General features: G+C 70.4%; 14 protein-coding genes, 1 tRNA gene and 1 pseudogene. 7 read left to right on the forward strand and 9 right to left on the reverse strand.

What is annotated here, in order from left to right:
• A partial coding sequence (locus tag RMP08_RS08365) for a DNA translocase FtsK 4TM domain-containing protein (RefSeq protein ID WP_310468537.1) occupies positions 1-938 on the reverse strand: 938 nt, incomplete at its 3' end.
• A 269-nt stretch (positions 939-1,207) separates the two neighbouring features.
• Between RMP08_RS08365 and RMP08_RS08370 the strand changes: the two genes are divergently transcribed.
• On the forward strand, positions 1,208-2,425 hold the full coding sequence (locus RMP08_RS08370) for an FAD-dependent monooxygenase (protein WP_310468538.1): 1,218 nt from the start codon (positions 1,208-1,210) through the stop codon (positions 2,423-2,425).
• Between the two features lie 109 nt (positions 2,426-2,534).
• Here the strand turns inward: RMP08_RS08370 and RMP08_RS08375 are convergent, their stop codons facing one another.
• Together RMP08_RS08375 and RMP08_RS08380 are read right to left on the reverse strand one after the other, a co-directional pair.
• Positions 2,535-3,170 carry an LON peptidase substrate-binding domain-containing protein gene (locus tag RMP08_RS08375; protein ID WP_310468539.1) on the reverse strand — a complete coding sequence of 212 codons (636 nt, stop codon included), beginning with the start codon at positions 3,168-3,170 and terminating at the stop codon, positions 2,535-2,537.
• On the reverse strand, positions 3,167-4,078 hold the full coding sequence (locus RMP08_RS08380) for a tetratricopeptide repeat protein (protein WP_310468540.1): 912 nt from the start codon (positions 4,076-4,078) through the stop codon (positions 3,167-3,169). The genes RMP08_RS08375 and RMP08_RS08380 overlap by 4 nt, the downstream gene beginning before the upstream one ends.
• Before the next feature lie 158 nt (positions 4,079-4,236).
• Here RMP08_RS08380 and RMP08_RS08385 point away from each other — a divergent pair.
• Positions 4,237-4,311, forward strand: a tRNA-Gly gene (locus tag RMP08_RS08385).
• A gap of 76 nt (positions 4,312-4,387) precedes the next feature.
• On the opposite strand, the gene RMP08_RS08390 is transcribed toward RMP08_RS08385, so the two are convergent.
• From RMP08_RS08390 to hemC, 6 genes are all read right to left on the reverse strand, one after another.
• Complete coding sequence (locus tag RMP08_RS08390; RefSeq protein WP_310468541.1) at positions 4,388-7,567, reverse strand: VPS10 domain-containing protein; 3,180 nt, start codon at positions 7,565-7,567, stop codon at positions 4,388-4,390.
• A 2-nt stretch (positions 7,568-7,569) separates the two neighbouring features.
• Positions 7,570-8,421, reverse strand: coding sequence for a hypothetical protein (locus RMP08_RS08395; protein WP_310468542.1), 852 nt, complete (start codon positions 8,419-8,421; stop codon positions 7,570-7,572).
• Positions 8,422-8,478: 57 nt separating this feature from the next.
• A complete protein-coding gene (gene bla / locus RMP08_RS08400; RefSeq protein WP_310468543.1) occupies positions 8,479-9,552 on the reverse strand; it encodes a class A beta-lactamase in 1,074 nt (357 codons plus the stop codon).
• 142 nt (positions 9,553-9,694) lie between these two features.
• Entirely contained in the window at positions 9,695-10,498 is an 804-nt protein-coding gene (locus tag RMP08_RS08405; RefSeq protein WP_310468544.1) for a hypothetical protein, read from the reverse strand.
• Positions 10,495-11,163 (reverse strand): uroporphyrinogen-III synthase, encoded by a 669-nt coding sequence (locus RMP08_RS08410; RefSeq protein WP_310468545.1) that lies wholly within the window; start codon positions 11,161-11,163, stop codon positions 10,495-10,497. Before RMP08_RS08410 ends, RMP08_RS08405 begins: the two co-directional genes overlap by 4 nt.
• Entirely contained in the window at positions 11,163-12,080 is a 918-nt protein-coding gene (gene hemC, locus RMP08_RS08415) for a hydroxymethylbilane synthase (protein WP_310468546.1), read from the reverse strand. The genes RMP08_RS08410 and hemC overlap by 1 nt, the downstream gene beginning before the upstream one ends.
• A 46-nt stretch (positions 12,081-12,126) precedes the next feature.
• Between hemC and tsaD the strand changes: the two genes are divergently transcribed.
• The 5 genes and pseudogenes from tsaD to RMP08_RS08440 all read left to right on the forward strand — a co-directional run.
• Positions 12,127-13,158, forward strand: coding sequence for a tRNA (adenosine(37)-N6)-threonylcarbamoyltransferase complex transferase subunit TsaD (gene tsaD, locus RMP08_RS08420; protein WP_310468547.1), 1,032 nt, complete (start codon positions 12,127-12,129; stop codon positions 13,156-13,158).
• Positions 13,155-14,144, forward strand: coding sequence for an NAD(P)H-dependent glycerol-3-phosphate dehydrogenase (locus tag RMP08_RS08425; RefSeq protein WP_310468548.1), 990 nt, complete (start codon positions 13,155-13,157; stop codon positions 14,142-14,144). Before tsaD ends, RMP08_RS08425 begins: the two co-directional genes overlap by 4 nt.
• The gene (locus tag RMP08_RS08430; protein WP_310468549.1) at positions 14,141-15,394 is read left to right on the forward strand and encodes an RsmB/NOP family class I SAM-dependent RNA methyltransferase; all 1,254 of its coding nucleotides are present in this window, start codon (positions 14,141-14,143) and stop codon (positions 15,392-15,394) included. Before RMP08_RS08425 ends, RMP08_RS08430 begins: the two co-directional genes overlap by 4 nt.
• 16 nt (positions 15,395-15,410) lie before the next feature.
• Entirely contained in the window at positions 15,411-16,073 is a 663-nt protein-coding gene (gene rpe / locus RMP08_RS08435; RefSeq protein WP_310468550.1) for a ribulose-phosphate 3-epimerase, read from the forward strand.
• Positions 16,070-16,822 (forward strand): annotated as a pseudogene (locus tag RMP08_RS08440) (heparinase); the annotation flags it as partial. The gene rpe and the pseudogene RMP08_RS08440, both read left to right, overlap by 4 nt.

Below are 16,822 nucleotides of genomic sequence, written 5' to 3' on the forward strand. Positions count from 1 at the left end.
CCGCGGACGTGGAAATCCTCGAGCACGCTCTCGAGCAGCCGCGCGTTGCGCTCGAGCCCGGCGCGGTCGATCTGGGCGCGGCCCTTGTCCGGCTTGGGCGCCAGCAAATCGATCGTCGGCAGCGCATAATTGTCGCCCAGCGCGAGGCTCGGCTGCGAGGCATTGCGCCGCGCGCCGCCTTTGCCCGCCGGCGCGACCCCGCGCGCCGGCTCGGTCACTGCCACCGCCGGGCGCGAGCGCGGCGGGGTCGCGCTGGTGCGGTCCTCGCGCAATTCGGTCGCGCGCGGCGATGCCTGCTTGTCGCGCGGCGACGGGCGCACCAGCCCCGACGCCCACTGCCGCTCGTCCGGCCGCAGCCCGATTGCGATCAGCCCCAGCGCCAATCCGCCGAGCGCGAACAGCAACAGCAGTGCGAGCCGCAGCGGCCCCTCGACCGCCGGGTTATTGATCAGCCCGATCGCGGCATCGACCCCGTTGCTCGCGCCCAATCCAAGCGCGCCGCCCCAGCCGCTCGGCAGACCGGGCACCGCCGCGCCGCTGGCGAGGCTCAGCGCGATCCCGATCAACACCGCGCCGATCGCCGCGACCAGCAAGGCGCGGCCGACGCGCCCGGCCGGCTCGAGCCGCATCAGCCGCACCCCGGCCAGCGCCACCACCGGCACCAGCAGCGCCGCGCCGATCCCGAACAGCAGCAGCAGCAGGTCGCTGGCATAGGCGCCCGGCGCGCCGATCCAGTTAGTCGGCGGCCCCGCCGCGGCGGTTGAAAAGCTCGGATCGGTGCCGCTGTGGGTGACCAGCGCGACCCCCGTGGCGACGCTCAAGCCGATCAGCACCGCCCCCCAGCAGCGCATCGCGAAGCGCGCCAGCGACCCACGCAGCGCATCGCGCCAGTCGGGCCCCAGCTCGCGCTTCCGTCCCCGCGCCGCAGCGGTCGCCATGCTCCTGTCCCCACTCGAATAACCGGTGCGCAGAATGCCTTGCCCCGGACTCCCCGGTCAAGCGACCATCTCGGGTGCCGTCATTGCGACCCCGGCGAATGCCGGGGGCGGCAATCCAGAATCATTTCACACGAAGGCACGAAGATCACGAAGAAGATATTTGGGGCGAAGCCCCTTCGTGCCTTCGTGCCTTCGTGTGAACCTCTTACCTTTAACCCCGCCCCGCGGCGCTCCTCGCAATGATCGCCGCGCGCGGCTAAAGCGCCCCCATGGACCGCGCGGACGTGATCATCTTTGGCGGCGGGTTGGTCGGGCTCGCGCTCGCCGCGGCGCTCGACAGCAGCGGCATCTCGACCATCGTCGTCGATCCCGCCGACCCCGACCAGCGCACCGATGCCAAGTTCGACGGCCGCACCAGCGCGGTCGGCTCGAGCTCGACGCGAATGCTCGAGGCGATCGGCGTCGCGGCGCATTTCCCCGCCCCCGGCTGCCCGATCCGCAAGATCCAGGTCGCCGACGGGCTTGCTCCCGGCGGGCTCGCCTTCGAGCCGTCCGCCGACGACGAGCCGCTCGGCTGGATGCACGAAAACCGCCACCTGCGCGCCGCGCTGCGCGCCCGCGCCGAAGCCGCGCCCAACGCCTGGTTATTGTGGAAATCGTCGATCGCCTCGGTCGACCGCGGCCCCGCCGGCGTGGTCGTCGCGCTGGCCGACGGGCGCAAGCTCCACGCGCCCTTGCTCGCCGCCGCCGACGGCCGCAATTCGCCGATGCGCGAAGCCGCCGGGATCCGCGCCGCGCGCTGGCGCTACGACCATGCGGCGATCGTCTCGACCCTGCGCCACGAGCGCCCCCACGACCATGTCGCCTATGAAATCTTCTATCCCGGCGGCCCGTTCGCGCTGCTGCCGATGACCGACGACGAACAGGGCCACCGCTCGGCGATCGTGTGGTCGGTGCCGCAGGATGACGCGCCCGGCTGGCTGTCGCTGAGCGACGCCGACTTCGCCGCCGAGGCCAAGGCGGCGATGGGCGGCTTCCTCGGCGACATCGCGCTCGCCGCGCCGCGCTCGAGCTATCCGCTCGGCTTCCACCACGCCGCGACGATCACCGCCGAGCGCCTCGCTTTGGTCGGCGACGCGGCCCACGCCATCCACCCGATCGCCGGCCAGGGCCTCAACCTCGGCTTCCGCGACGCCGCCGCGCTCGCCCAGGTGGTGGTCGAAGGCGCGCGGCTCGGACTCGACCTCGGCGACCGCCAGTTGCTCGACCGCTACCAGCGCTGGCGCAGCCTCGATTCGCTGATGGTCGCGATGGCCACCGACGGCCTGACCCGCATCTACGGCGTCCCCGGGCGCACCGCGTCGGCCGTGCGCCGTTTCGGCATGGGCGTCGTCAACCGCATCGGCCCCTTACGCGACCGCCTGATGAACGAAGCGAGGGGCACCTCAGGGGACTTGCCCCTGCTGCTGCGCGGACTGCCAATCTAACCCAGGGTGAAGCTGCGCAGCGGCGAGGGGCGGGGGTGTCGGGCGAGACCACGCGGCGCCAAATTCTAAACAGGCCCACCCCCAACCCCTCCCGCCAGCGGGAGGGGCGTTATTGCAGCGTCGGCTGGATGTCCGCGCCACCCGGCGTCATCCGCTGGAACTGCATCAGCTGCACCAGCAAGTCGGCCCGCCCGTCGAGCGTCACTTCCTCGAGCAGCGCCTGCTTGGCGCTGACGTCGAACGGGGCGACCTGGGCGATCGCGTTGACCAGCATCTCGTCGTCGAGGCGGCTCACCGCGGTCCAGTCGACCGCCAGCCCGAGCGCATCGCCCAATCGCCGCGCTTCCTGCTCGACCTCGGCGCGCTGGGCCATCCCGAGCGGCCCCGGCTCGCTGTCGTCGAACGCCGAAATGTCGACATCGGCGTTGCGGTACGCGGTGCCGAGGTCGGCCTCGGCGATCATCCGGAAGCGGTGCGAGCCGTGGAGCACGATATTGTAGCGCCCGTCCTCCAATTCCTCGATGCCGACCAGTTCGCCGACGCAGCCGACAGAATAGACCGCGCCGCCGGCCTCATCGACCGCCTGCGGCTGGACCATCGCGATTCGCCCGCCGCCGTCGATCGCGTCGCGCACCATGTCGCGGTAGCGCGGCTCGAAAATGTGCAGCGGCAATTGCGAGCGCGGGAACAGGATCGCCCCGGCGAGCGGGAAAATCGGCACCCGCAAGCTCAGCGGCGAGCTCACGTGAACAGCACCGCCGACAGCCGCCGCCGTTGCGCGCTCGCCCATGGGTCGGCGATGCCCTGCGCCTCGAGCAATTGGAGGAAGCGCTTGCGCGCCGCGCCGTCGTTCCATTCGCGGTCGCGCGCGATGATCTCGAGCAAGGCGTCGGCGGCAGCGTCGCGCTCGCCCGCCGACGAGCGCGCCCCGGCCAGCTCGAAGCGCGCCTCATGGTCGTCGGGGTTTTTCGCCAGCCGCGCCTCGAGCGCGCTGGTGTCGATGTCGGGCGCGGCGGTCGCCAGCTCGAGCGCGGCGCGCGCGCGGGCGATCTCGGGGGGCGGGGACTCGCCCGGCACGCCGTCGAGGATGGTCCGCGCCTCGTCGGTTTCACCGCCCGCGATCAACGCCCGCGCGAGCCCGCCGAGCACCGCCGCATCGTCGGGCGCCATGTCGCGGATCTGGCGGAAAATGCCGATTGCGCGCGGTGCGTCGCCTTGCCCCAGCACGTCCTCCGCCATCGCCACCAGCGGCTCGATGTCGGCCTGCGGCGCGGCCGCCGCGCCGTCCCCGGCAATCTTGAGCTGCGCCAGCAACTGGTCGAGCGCCTTGGTGAACTGCGGCTCGGTGCGATGCGCCGAGAGGTCCGCGACCGGCTGGCCCTGGTACATCGCATAGACCGTCGGGATCGACTGGATGCGGAATTGCGCGGCGATGAATTTCTCGGCGTCGACGTCGAGCTTGACCAGCTTGACGCCCTTGTCGGCATAGGCCGCGGCGACCTTGTCGAGCAGCGGCGACAATTGCTTGCACGGTCCGCACCATTCGGCCCAGAAATCGACGATGACCAGCTGGGTCATCGACGGCTCGATGACATCGCGCTGGAATCGTTCAATTTCCGCGCGTTCGGCTTCGGTCAGTCCAAGGGTTGCCACGCTGGTTCGACGCTCCGTTGCAGATGGTGCTCGCGTTGCGACCATATGGGCGGCTCCAGCGCGCGCCGCAATGCTTGCAAGCTCGCCGCGCCCCATGCTAGGCGCCCGCCTCACCTCGCCGACGGGCCGCCTCCAGGGCCCAGCGGCACAACGCCAGAGCGGGCGTAGCTCAGGGGTAGAGCACAACCTTGCCAAGGTTGGGGTCGAGGGTTCGAATCCCTTCGCCCGCTCCAGACTTCTTACCTTTGTGGTCGAACCCTCGAGTCTTTGTTGGGCTTCGCCCGGAGGGCTGCGCCGTGGTTCGAATCCCTATTCCTCGGCGTTTCGGTAGAGGCGCGTTCCCACAATTCCCCGCACCAGCGCCGACAGGCGGCCACCGCGCACACCATCGGCTGGCACTGCCGCGGCGATCGTCAGCGGCGGCAGGTTCGCTTGCTGGAGCAGCGCGTTGAAGCGCGCCACTTCGCCCGCCTTGAGCCCCGCGAAACGCTGCTCGACCTCGGAGAGCTCGCGGTCGAGGGTGGCGATGCGCGCCAGCTGATAGGCGGTCGGCGCCGCCTCGACCGAGGTGATCGACCCGTAGACGTCGTCGACATGCTCGCGCAGCCGTTCCTCGCCGGTGATCGCGCCGCCCTCCTTGGTCGCCACCAATTCCTTGCGTAAGCTGTCGGCCTGCGCCGACAAAGCGGTCGCCGCCGAGCGGATCGCGGGCGCGGCGTCGGCCTTGGCGCCATAAGCATCGGCGCCGGTGCGCACGCTGTTGATCGACGCGAGCAAGGTCGTCATCCGCGTGAACAGCCCCTTGACCTGCTCCGCCGCGGCAAATTGCGCGCGGCGGTCGGCGACGCTGAATTTGGCGCGCCGGTCGAGCGTGACCTCGAGCGGCGCGGTGGTCACCTCGCCCGCCTTGGTCAGCCGGAGCGTGTATTTGCCCGGCAGCACGCGCTGCCCCTGGGTCGAGTAAAACGCCAGCGACGCGGCCGGGGGCACCTCAGGCGGCTTGGTCCGCATCGACCACACCACGCGGTTGAGCCCGGTGCGCTTCGACGCCGGCAATTCATCAACCACATTGCCCGCCGCGTCGAGCACCTCGAGCTTCATCCGCCCGATCACGTGGCGCGCTTTCTGATAGTAGCTGATCACCGCGCCCGACGGCGGGTTCTCGCCATAATAGGATGCATTGCCCTCGGGCCAGCCGCCGTTGCCGGCGATCCGCTGCTGCACCGCGCGGCCCGGGATCAGCACCGCGTTGCGCGCCAGGGTCGCGGCGTCGAGGCTGCGCAAGGGCGCGATGTCGTCGATCACCCAGATTCCGCGGCCATGGGTGGCGAGGATCAAATCGTCCTCGCGCTCCTGCAGCCAGATGTCGCGCACCGCGACGTCGGGGAAGTTGTTGGGCTTGAACTGGCCCCAGCTCGCGCCGGTGTCGAGCGAGGCATAGAGCCCCAATTCGGTGCCGACGAACAGGATGTTGGAATTGGTGCGGTCCTCCTTCACGACATGCGCATAGCCGCGCACGCCGGGGGTTCCGGGGCCGACCAGCCGCTGCCAGCTTTTGCCGTAATCGCCGGTGCGGTAGATGTACGGCGCCATGTCGCCATAGGTGTGGCGGTCGACCGCGACATAGGCGATGGCGGGGTGGTGACGGCTGGCTTCGACCCAGCTGATCCAATTGCCCGGCGCGAGCCCCAGATTGGCGGTGACGTTGCTCCAATTCTTGCCGCCGTCGCGGGTCAATTGGACATTGCCGTCGTCGGTGCCGACCCAGATTTGTCCGCGCGCGCGCGGGCTTTCCGAGATCGAATAGATCGTGGTGTTCATCTCGGCCGCCGAATTGTCGACCGTGATCCCGCCCGATTTCTCCTGCTGCTGGCGGACCGGGTCGTTGGTCGACAAATCGGGCGAGATGCGCTCCCAATTGACCCCCTGGTCGCGGCTGCGGAAGAGGAATTGCGAGCCGATGTAGATCGTCCCCTTATCGTTGGGCGACAGGTGGATCGGCGCGCTCCAGTTCCACCGCAGCTTTTCCTTGTAGCCCGCCTTGGGCTGTATGGCGCGGCCCTCGAGCGTCTTGCGGTTGACCCGCGCGATGTGCCCGCCCTGGAACTCGACATAGGCGTAATCGGGGTCGGCAGGGTCGGCGAACGCCCAGAAGCCGTCGCCGCCGTAGAGATTCTCCCAGCGGTTGTTGGTGATCCCGCCGGGATATTCCTGGTCGCCGACCCAGGACGAATTGTCCTGCAGCCCGCCGTACACCTGGTACGGATCCTTGTCGTCGGCGCTGACGTGGTAGAATTGGCTGATCGGGAGGTTGCCCGATTTCCACCAGCGGTTGCCGCCGTCGTAGCTGATCCACATCCCGCCATCGTCGCCGCCGATGATGTGCTTGGGGTTGGCCGGGTTGATCCAGATGTCGTGCCAGTCGCCGTGGGTCGCGCCGGTAGTGTTGGAGAAGCTCTTGCCGCCGTCCTCCGAGACGATCATCGCATAGCCCATCTTGAACAGGCGCTTGTCGTCCTTGGGGTCGACCACGATCTTGGCGAAGTAGAACGGCCGCCACACCATGCCCTGGCTGCGGTCGCGCTCCTCCCACGTCTTGCCGCCATCCTCGGACACGAACAGAGCCGGGCGGACATTCTCGATGAAGGCGTAGATCTGCTTGGGGTTGGACGGCGCGAAGGCAACCTCGATCCGCCCCAACGGGCCCTTGGGCAGGCCCTTGCGATTGTCCGCGGTCAGCGTGGTCCAGGTCCGCCCGCCATCGCGCGATTCGGCGAAGCGGCTGCCCGACGGCGCCTCGGGGCCGTCGCCGCCCGAGCGGAATTCCCAGCCCTTGCGGCGGAAGTCCCAGGTCCCGGCGAGCAGATGCTCGGGGTTGGCGGGGTCGAGCGTGACCGACCCGCAGCCGGTCGACAGGTTCGCTCCGGGCAGCACCAGCGCCCAGGTCCGTCCGCCATCGGTCGTTTTGTACAGCCCGCGCTCGGCGCTGTCCGACCACAAGGGCCCGGGCGCGCAGACGTAGACGATGTTGCCGTTCTTGGGGTGAACCACGATCGACGTGATGCGCTCGGTGCCGGGCAGGCCCATGTTGGTCCAGGTGCCGCCGCCGTCGCTGGATTTATAGACGCCGTTGCCGATCGACACCGAGTTGCGCGTCCACGCCTCGCCGGTCCCGACCCACACCACGTCCTTGTTATTGGGGTCGAGCGCGACTGCGCCGATCGACTGCACCGGCTGCTTGTCGAACACCGGCTTGAAGTTCGTGCCGTTGTCCTCGGACTTCCACACGCCGCCCGACGCGGCGCCGACGTACACCGTGGTCTTGCCATCCTTTTCCTGGCGCGCGGCGAGCGCGGCGATGCGCCCCGACATCTGCGACGAGCCGATGTTGCGGATGCCGAGTCCGGAGATCGCGGCGCTGCTGGTCTGCGCGGCCGCGGGTGCGGCGGCGGCGAGGGCGGTTCCGAGGAGGAGGAAAGTGCGCACCATGGTCAATTTCCCTTCGGCGGGTTGGCGGGCTCGGCCGCGTCGGGTTTGTCGGTGGTGGTGTCGTCTCTGGCCGGCGCGTTGGACGCATCGGGCGGCGATCCTCCCGGCTGCGCCGCGGCGGGCGTCTTGGGCTCGGCGAATAGCGCGAGGTCGACCGGCGGGTTGGCGCTGCCCGAGGCGATGATCACCCGCTGGCGGTTGTTCGAATCGCCCTCGCTCCAGCTTTCCACAGACATCGGGAAATAGACCCCGGCGATCTTTTCATAGTCGCCGAGCTCGGTCTCGCTGGTCTGCTCGGCGCCGCGGATGCGCCGCGTCTCGTCGACCTTGATCTCGAGGAAGGTGTCGGGGTCGAGCCAGTAGACGAACTCGTCGCCGTCCTTTTGCGCGACCTTCACTTTGTAGGCGAGGGTGCCGTCGAAATCCTCGCGGCCAAGGTAAGTGACGCGGCTGCCGTCGCGGCGCGAGGCCTGCAGCGGGCCCTCGATCAGCGACGCGTCGGCGACCGAGCGCGCTTCGTCGGCGCTCATCCGCTCGGCGTCCTTGCGCCCCTGGAACGGGTTGATCCGCCACCCCGATTTGCCGTCGTAGCCCTGGACCAGGGTCATCCCCTGCAGCGCCATGTCGATCCGCGACGATCCCTGCGAGCGTGTTTCGGCATAGGTCAGCTCGAAATCACCGGGGAAGATCACCCGCCCGGCGAACTTGACCCCCTTGATCGCGGCCAATGCCTCGGCCCCACCGCGCGCGGCGAGGTTCTTGGCAATCAGGTCGTCGGCGGTGACGGTCTGGGCGGCGGCGCTCCCCGCGCCGCTGGCAAGCAGCAGCGCTGCTAGGACATGTCGGACTGGCATGATGGCTCCCCTGTTGGAGCGCAGCATGGAAGAGCAATTCGCCGGAATCAAGCGGGCCTAGAGCGTGTAGCTCCCGCTGTATGTCATCTCGTGCTGGGTGATCACGCTGCGCACGACATTGTTCATCAGCGCCATCCGCGTCGGCAGCGGCGCCGCGGTCTTCTTGATCATCACCGCCACCGCGTAAGCCCGGCCGTCGGGCGCGGTCAGAATGCCGATGTCGTTATACCCCGCCTGGCTCGCCCCGAGCACCTGGCCCGTCCCGGTCTTGTGGCTGAGCGACCAGCCCGGCTTCAGGCCGCCCTTCAAGCGGTTCTTGCCGGTCTTGGTATTGCCCATCGTCGCCAGCAGCCGCGCGGTCGACGCCGGCGCCAGCAGCTCGCCGCGCTTCAGCCGCGCCAGCGCCGTGACGATCGCGCTCGGCGCCGCGCCGTCATAGGGGTCGGCGACATAGCGGTCGAATGCCGCCTTGCGCACCGTGAACGGCAATGCGTTGCGCGCCTGATAAAACGCCCCGCCGATGGCGAAGCTCTGGCTCCACGTCAGCCCCGCGATGCGCGACTGCAACGAGCGCTCGCCGTCGTAGAAGCGGATCGCGCCGAGCCCCTTGTTGCGGATCATGTCGCGCACCGCGTCGGGCCCGCCGACCGAGCGCATCAACTTGTCGTTGCAGGTGTTGTCGCTGGTGGTGATCGCCTTGAACATCAGGTCGCTGAGGCTGGTGGTATAGCCCCCGCCGAGGATTTTGGCCGCGATCGGCTGGTGGAAGAGAGTAAGGTCGCTGCGGGTCAGCGTGACGCGGTCGTCGAGCCGCACGCGTCCCTTGTCGACCATGTCGAGCGCGGTGATCGCGACCCATAATTTGCTCACGCTCTGCTGCGGGTACAGCTCGTCGGCCTTCCAGTTGGCGCTCCACCCGTCGTCGACCGACTTGACCGCGATCCCGACCCGCCCGTCGAACGCGCGCCCCAGGGCGGCGATGCGGTCGCGCAGGTAGATCGGGGGCTGGGCGGGGCGGACGGCCGCCGGGCGCGGTATCGGCATCGGCGCGACCGGCGCGGCCGAGGCGCCGATCGACGCCGCCGCGATAACGATCAGGCCCAATCCGAAACGGCTCGAAAATGACGTCATGACTGCGTGGCTCTCCGCTGCAACTCGTGCGTTACCAATGACTTGGCGCGGGATCGCTGAACCGAAGCTGTTCGTCCCCCGACGCCGAGCGCAGAATCGCATTGCCGAGTCGCTTTGCCAAGCCCCTTCGTCGCAGCCGCGTTCAGGCCGCCGGCGGGTCGCCCGCGAGCAGCGCCGACGATTCGATCTGGTCGAGCGCGCGCCTCGTTGCGACATAGTGCCGCGCGCGGCGGATCCACGGCCCCGCCTCGGCCGCCCCGGGCAGCCGCATGGTCTCGGCCAGCGCGGTGTCCACTTCCCCAGCACTCAATCTCGACAAGGCCCGCTGATAGCGCGCGTCGGGCTTGACCGACGGCCGGTCGGCGCGGCGGATCTCGACCAGCGAGCCCATCTCGCGCCGCACCCCGTCCCACCAGCCCTCTTCCGGCCCCGCGGCGCGCAGCTCGGGCCCGAGCGCCTCATATTCGGCGATCAACTGGTTGAGCCGCACCGGCGCGCGCGCGGCAGTGACGATCGTCGCCACCGCGCCGGGGTGCTCGGGCCCGAAGCGGTCGACCAGCAAGGTCTCGAGATAGCCCAGCGCCACCCCGCGCTCGATCGCGCGCCGCGCCGCGAACGCCACCAGCAAAGCATCGGCACGCACCGCCGATCCGGCAACCTGGCGCGTGGCGTTCTCCAGCCCGGCGATGCGCGCCTCGAGCGTTGCGATCCGCGCCTGGTCGGCGGCCGAGGGGGCCGCGGCGACAGGGGCCAGCTCCTGGGGGGCAAACGCCGGCTGCATCCGCGAAATTTTCGGCTGGCTTGGCGCCACCCCCAGAAACCGCGCCGCGCCGTCGTAGCGCGCCAGCGCCCACGCCGCCGCCGCCGCGCCGAGCAGCACCAGGCACAGCGCGATCAGCAGGCGCGCGCTCCAGCTGAGGTGAGTGCGGGGGGCAGCGGTGGTCATTGCTGGCGCCGATTGTCGCACAGCCGCGCGGCAAGGGCCAGCAGCGCCGCATCGCTCGGCGCATCGGCAGTTTCGACATGCTCCCAACCGTCACCCGCCGCTTCGGCTGCGGCGGCGCTGATCGCGGCAATGCGAATGGCCGAGCGTTGATCGACCAGCTCGGACAACCGCGCCGCCGCGCGCGGCGAATGCACCGCCGCAACCTGACCCCCCAGCGTATCCAGCGCATCGGGCCGCGCCAGCGCCTCGGCACAATACACCACCACCGGCGTGATCGCCTGCGCCGCCCCATCGAGCGCCCGCCGGTTCGCCCCGCACAAATGCAGCAGCCGCAGTCCCGGCGCGACCGACCCCAACAGCCTCATGACGTCGCCATCCCCGCTGGCCGCAACCGAGAACCCCGCCGCGCGCGCCGCCGCCGCGCTTGCCTCGCCCACCGCGTAAACCGGGAGCCCGCGCACCCGCGCCAGGCCTTCGCCGCCATGCCGAACCGGATTGGCGCTGGTCAGTAGCAGCCCGTCGAACCCCGCCGCATCGGGCACGTCCCACGCCACCGGCGCAACCGCGAACAGCGGCGCCACCACCGCCTCCAGCCCCATCGCCTTGGCGCGCCCGGCGCTGTCGCTCGCCCCCGGCTCGGGCCGGAGAATGAACAGCGTCCGCATCAGCCCTCGAACAGCCGCCGGATCGCCTCTGGCGCGCGCTTCAACATCGCCTTGGCCAGCGCCTTGGGCCCGGCCAGGTCGCCGCACTCGAAGCGCGCCTCGTCGCGGATCGTCTCGCGCCCGTCCTCGGACAGCAATTGCGCGCGGAAGTACAAACGCCCCTTTTCCATCGTCGCCAGCGCCGCCACCGGCGAATGGCACGATGCCCCGAGCGCCAACGTGAACGCCCGCTCGGCGCGGATCGCGGCATGGGTGGTTTCGTCGTCGACCGCGCGCAGCACCGCCGCCGTCATGGCGTCATCGGCGCGGCACTCGATCCCGATCACCCCTTGCGTCGGCGCCGGCAGCAGCACGCTGACCGGCACCGGCGTGCCGACGTCATGCTTGCCCAGCCGCTTGAGCCCGGCCGCGGCGAGCAAGGTGGCGTCGACCTCCCCCGCCGCGACCTTGGCCAGCCGCGTGTCGACATTGCCGCGCAATGTCACAATCTTGAGGTCGGGGCGCAGCGACAGCAATTGCGCGGCGCGGCGCGGGCTCGACGTGCCGACCACCGCGCCTTGCTTGAGCGCATCGATCGACTCCGCCCCGATCAACCGCTCGCGCACGTCGGCGCGCGGGCGCACCGCGCACAGGCGGATCGATTTGGGCCGCTCGCTCTCGACGTCCTTCAACGAATGCACCGAAAAATCGGTCTCGCCGTCGATCAGCGCGCGGTCGAGCTCCTTGGTCCACAGGAACTTGCCGCCGACCTCGGCCAGCGGGCGGTCCTGGATGGTGTCGCCCGAGGTGGTGATCGCGGCGATGTGGATGAACCCCGCCGGCCAGCGCTGCGCGACCTCGAGCGCGGAGGCGACCTTGCGCGCCTGCGCCAGCGCCAGCGGCGACCCGCGCGTGCCAAGGATCGGGCTTCGCTCCATGCCGCCCCTCTAGCCGGAAGCCGTTCGCTTAGGCAAAGGGCCAGTGATGGCACTGATCCTCGGTCTCGAATCCTCGTGCGACGACAGCGCCGCGGCGCTGGTCGACAGCGATCGCCGCGTGCTGGCGCAGGCGGTGGTCGGGCAGAACGACGCCCACCAGCCGTTCGGCGGGGTAGTTCCGGAAATCGCCGCGCGCGCCCAAGTCGAGGTTCTCCCCGGCCTGATCCGCCAGGTGCTCGCCGAAGCGGAAAAGACCGTCGGGGAGATCGACGCGGTCGCCGCCACCGCCGGCCCGGGGCTGATCGGCGGGGTGATGGTCGCTTTGCTCGCGGGCAAGGGCATCGCGCTCGCCGCGGGCAAGCCGCTGATCGCGGTCAACCACCTCGAAGGCCATGCTTTGAGCCCGCGGCTGGTCGATCCCGGCCTCGGATTTCCCTATCTGCTGCTGCTGGTCTCGGGCGGGCATTGCCAGTTGCTCGAGGTGCGCGGGGTCGGCGACTACCAGCGCCTCGCCACCACCATCGACGACGCCGCCGGCGAGGCGTTCGACAAGGCGGCGAAATTGCTCGGCCTCGGCTATCCCGGCGGCCCCGCGATCGAGGCGCTGGCTCGCGAAGGTGACGCCAAGGCGGTGCCGTTGCCGCGCCCGCTGCTCGGCTCACCCGAGCCGCATTTTTCTTTTGCCGGCCTCAAAAGCGCGGTCCAGCGCGCGGTCGCGTCGGGCACGCACCGCCCCGCCGACATCGCCGCAAGCTTTCAGCAAGCGGTGGTCGACTGCCTCGTCGACCGCACCCGCCGCGCGCTCAGTTCGTCCGACTCGCCGACCCTGGTCGTGGCCGGCGGAGTGGCCGCGAACGAAAAAATCCGCACCGCGTTGGCCGATCTCGCGGCGGAGACTGGAAAAGAATTTGCGGTGCCGCCGGGCTGGCTGTGCACCGACAATGCGGCGATGATCGCCTGGGCCGGGGCCGAGCGGCTCGGCGCGGGCTTGATCGACCGCCTCGACGCCCCGGCGCGCGCGCGCTGGCCGCTCGACGAAGGCGCGGTCACCGTGCGCGGGGCAGGGGTCAAGGCATGACCATCGATCGATTGGCGGTGATCGGCGGTGGCGCGTGGGGCACCGCGCTGGCGCAGGTCGCCGCGGCGGGTGGGCGCGACACCTTGCTGTGGGCGCGCGAGAATGAAGTGGTCGAGGCGGTCAATGCGGCCCATGAAAACAGCCTGTTCCTGCCCGGCCAGTCGCTCGACCCGGCGATCCGCGCCACCGCCGACCTCGCCGACCTGGCGGACTGCGACGCGTGGCTCGTCGTCACCCCCGCGCAGCACATGCGGAGCGTGCTCGAAAGCGCGCCGGCCTGCGGCAAGCCGCTGATCCTGTGCTCGAAGGGGATCGAGGAGCGCACTGGGCTGCTGCTCCACCATGTCGCGCGAGAGGCCTGCCCCGATGCGCAACTGCTCGTGCTGTCGGGGCCGACTTTTGCGCATGAAGTCGCGGCGGGGATGCCGACCGCGGTGACCCTGGCCGCGGAGGATGCCGCGGTCGCCGAAGCCGTCCGCGACAGCCTCGTCCAGCCCCCTTTCATAATCTATCAGTCTGACGACGTCGCCGGGGCGGAGATCGGCGGCGCGGTCAAGAATGTGCTGGCGATCGCCTGCGGGGTGGTCGAGGGGCGCGGGCTCGGCCAGAACGCCCGCGCCGCGCTGATCGCGCGCGGGTTCGCCGAGATGACCCGCTTCGGCCTCGCCAACGGCGCCCGGCGCGAGACGCTGGCGGGGTTGAGCGGCCTCGGCGACCTCGTCCTCACCTGCTCGTCGACCAGCTCGCGCAATTTTTCCTTGGGCAAGGGGATCGGCGAAGGGCGCGCCGCTGCCGAGCTGATGGCCGACCGGCGCACCGTCGCCGAGGGCGCCTTCACCGCTCCCGTGCTGGCACGGCTTGCCCATGAAAAAGGCATCGACATGCCGATCGTCGCCGCGGTCGCCGGGCTGATCTCCGGAGAATCCAGCGTCGGCCAGGTGCTCGAGGATCTGCTCGCCCGCCCGCCGCGCCCGGAAAGCCATTGAAGCATGCGGATCCCGAAGGTGTCGAGCCGCGCCGCGTCGCGCTGCGCATCCTCGACCGCGTGCTGCGCTCCGGCCAAACGGTGGATACAGCGGCCCAAGGCAGCGCGCCCGCCGAGCAGGCGCTGACCCTCGCCATCGTCGGCGAGACCTTGCGCCGCCTGCCCGAGATCGACGCGCTGATCGACAGCGCCACCCGCAATATCCTTCCCGGCGATGCCAAGGCGCGCATGGTGCTGCGCCTCGCGCTCGCCCAGAAACTGGCGATGAACGTCCCCGACCACGCGCTGGTGGCGACCGCACTGCCCCTGATCGAAGGCGGCCCGCGCCGTCTCGTCCACGGTGTATTGGGAACGCTGCTCAGACGCGGCATCGCCCCCGCCGACTCGACTCCGCTCCCCGCCGACGTCGAGCAGCGCTGGGCCTCGGCATGGGGCGATGACGTCGTCGAGGCCGCCCGCCGCGGCATCGTCCGCCGCCCCCCGCTCGACCTCACTTTCGCCGACGCCGGCGAAGCCATTGAATACGCGTCGAAAAACGGCGGCGCTTCGTTAGCCCCCCGCCACGTGCGCCTCCCCGAGTCGGGCTCGGTCGCCAACCTGACCGGCTTCGGCGAAGGCCGCTGGTGGGTCCAGGACGTTGCCGCCTCCCTCCCCGCGCGCCTGATCCCGGCCGAAGCTGCAAACGTGCTGGATGTCTGCGCCGCGCCCGGCGGCAAGACCATGCAGCTGGCCGCCGCGGGCCACCGCGTGACGTCCCTCGACCGCTCGCAAAGTCGTCTCGCGCGACTCTCGCAGAATTTGGCCCGGACTCACCTGCAAGCGAAACTGATCAAGGCCGACGCCTTGGCGTGGGACGCCCCGGAGCCATTCGACGCGATCCTGCTCGACGCGCCCTGCTCGGCCACCGGCACCTTCCGCCGCCACCCCGAAGTGCTCTACCGCGCCCGCCCCGCCTTCATCCGCGAGCAGGCCGAGCAGCAGTCGCAACTGCTCGCGCGCACCAGCACCTGGCTCAAACCCGGTGGCGCGCTGGTCTACGCCGTGTGCTCACTCGAGCCCGAGGAAGGCGAGGGGGTGATCACCCAATTCCTCGCCGCGCACCCCGCGTTCACGCTCTCCCCACCAACCGATCTCCCCGCCGGCCTCGCCGCCGCCCCCGACGGCTGGCTGCGAATCCTCCCCGGCATGCTCGAGCAACAAGGCGGGCTCGACGGCTTCTTCGTCGCGCGCCTTGTGAGAAGCGGTGGTTAGGCGCTAATCGGCGGCGATGCCCGCGCCGCTCATTTCCCCCTCGATCCTGTCCGCCGACTTCGCCCGCCTCGGCGAGGAAGTGCGCGCGATGGACGCGGCCGGCGCCGACTGGCTCCATATCGACGTGATGGACGGCCATTTCGTCCCCAACCTCACGATCGGCCCCGGGGTGGTGAAGGCGCTGCGCCCGCACAGCGAAAAGCCGTTCGACGTCCATCTGATGATCTCCCCGGTCGACCTGTTCCTCGATGCCTTCGCCGAGGCCGGCGCCGACATCATCACCGTCCACCCCGAGGCCGGGCCCCACCTCCACCGCACCCTCCAGCGCATCAAGGGCCTCGGCAAAAAGGCCGGCGTGTCCTTGAATCCCGCAACCCCGGCCAAGATGCTCGATTACGTGCTCGACGACATCGACCTGGTGCTGGTGATGACCGTCAACCCCGGCTTCGGCGGCCAAAAATTCATCACCAGCCAACTCAAGAAAATCGAGGCGATCGCCACCCGCGTCACCAAGCAAAATTTGAATGTCGCGATCGAGGTCGACGGCGGCATCGACCCCGCCACCGCGCCCCAAGCCGTGTCGGCCGGCGCTACCGTGCTGGTCGCCGGTACCGCGGCGTTCCGCGGCGGCGCGGATGCCTACGCCGCCAACATCGCGGCGCTGCGGGGAGAGGGATGAGCGCCGGGACCGCGGCCGAGCGCGCGATCGTCAACAGACTGGCCCGCGGGTCCCTGCTCTCGCGCCTCGCCGGGTCGGGCCGCAAGCCGTTGAAGCTGATCGCGGTCCCGCGCGACCATGTCACCGGCGACCGCGCGCGCGGCGACGCCTTGCTCGCCGGGCGCTTCACCTGCGGCAGCGAGACGATGTCTCTCGCCCACCGCGACTTCGTCGCGCTCGGCGCCGACGGCGCGCTCGCCGAGCAGCTCCAGGGCTTCTCCTGGCTGCGCGACCTCGCCGCCGCCGCCAGCCGCGACAAGGGCGCCAAACTGGCCGAGGCGGTCGCCGGGCGCTGGCTGCTCGCCCACGGCACCCGCGCCGACGCCGCCTGGCGCCCCGATCTGTGGGGCGAACGGATCCTGTTCTGGGCGGCCTACGCGCCTTACCTGTTGTCGAGCAGCGACGCCGGCTACCGCTCGGCCCTGCTCAACACGCTCGCGCGCGGCGCGCGCCACCTCGATGCCCATGCCGACAAGGCGCCGCCCGGGCTCGCCCGCATCACCGCCTGGTGCGGGGTCGTCGCGGCGGCGTTGCTGGTCCAGGGCGGCGTGCCGCGCGTCGCGCGCGGCGAGGCCGGGCTCGCCCGCGCGCTCTCCGCCGGCCAGTTCGTGGATGGCGGGCTGGTCAGCCGCTCCCCGCATGAGCAACTCGCGTTGGTCGCCCGCCTCGGCCTGCTCCGCGCGGCCGATGTCGCCGCGCAGGCGACCCTC

The sequence above is a fragment of the Sphingomonas sp. genome, from assembly GCF_031426035.1.
GTDB lineage: Bacteria > Pseudomonadota > Alphaproteobacteria > Sphingomonadales > Sphingomonadaceae > Sphingomicrobium.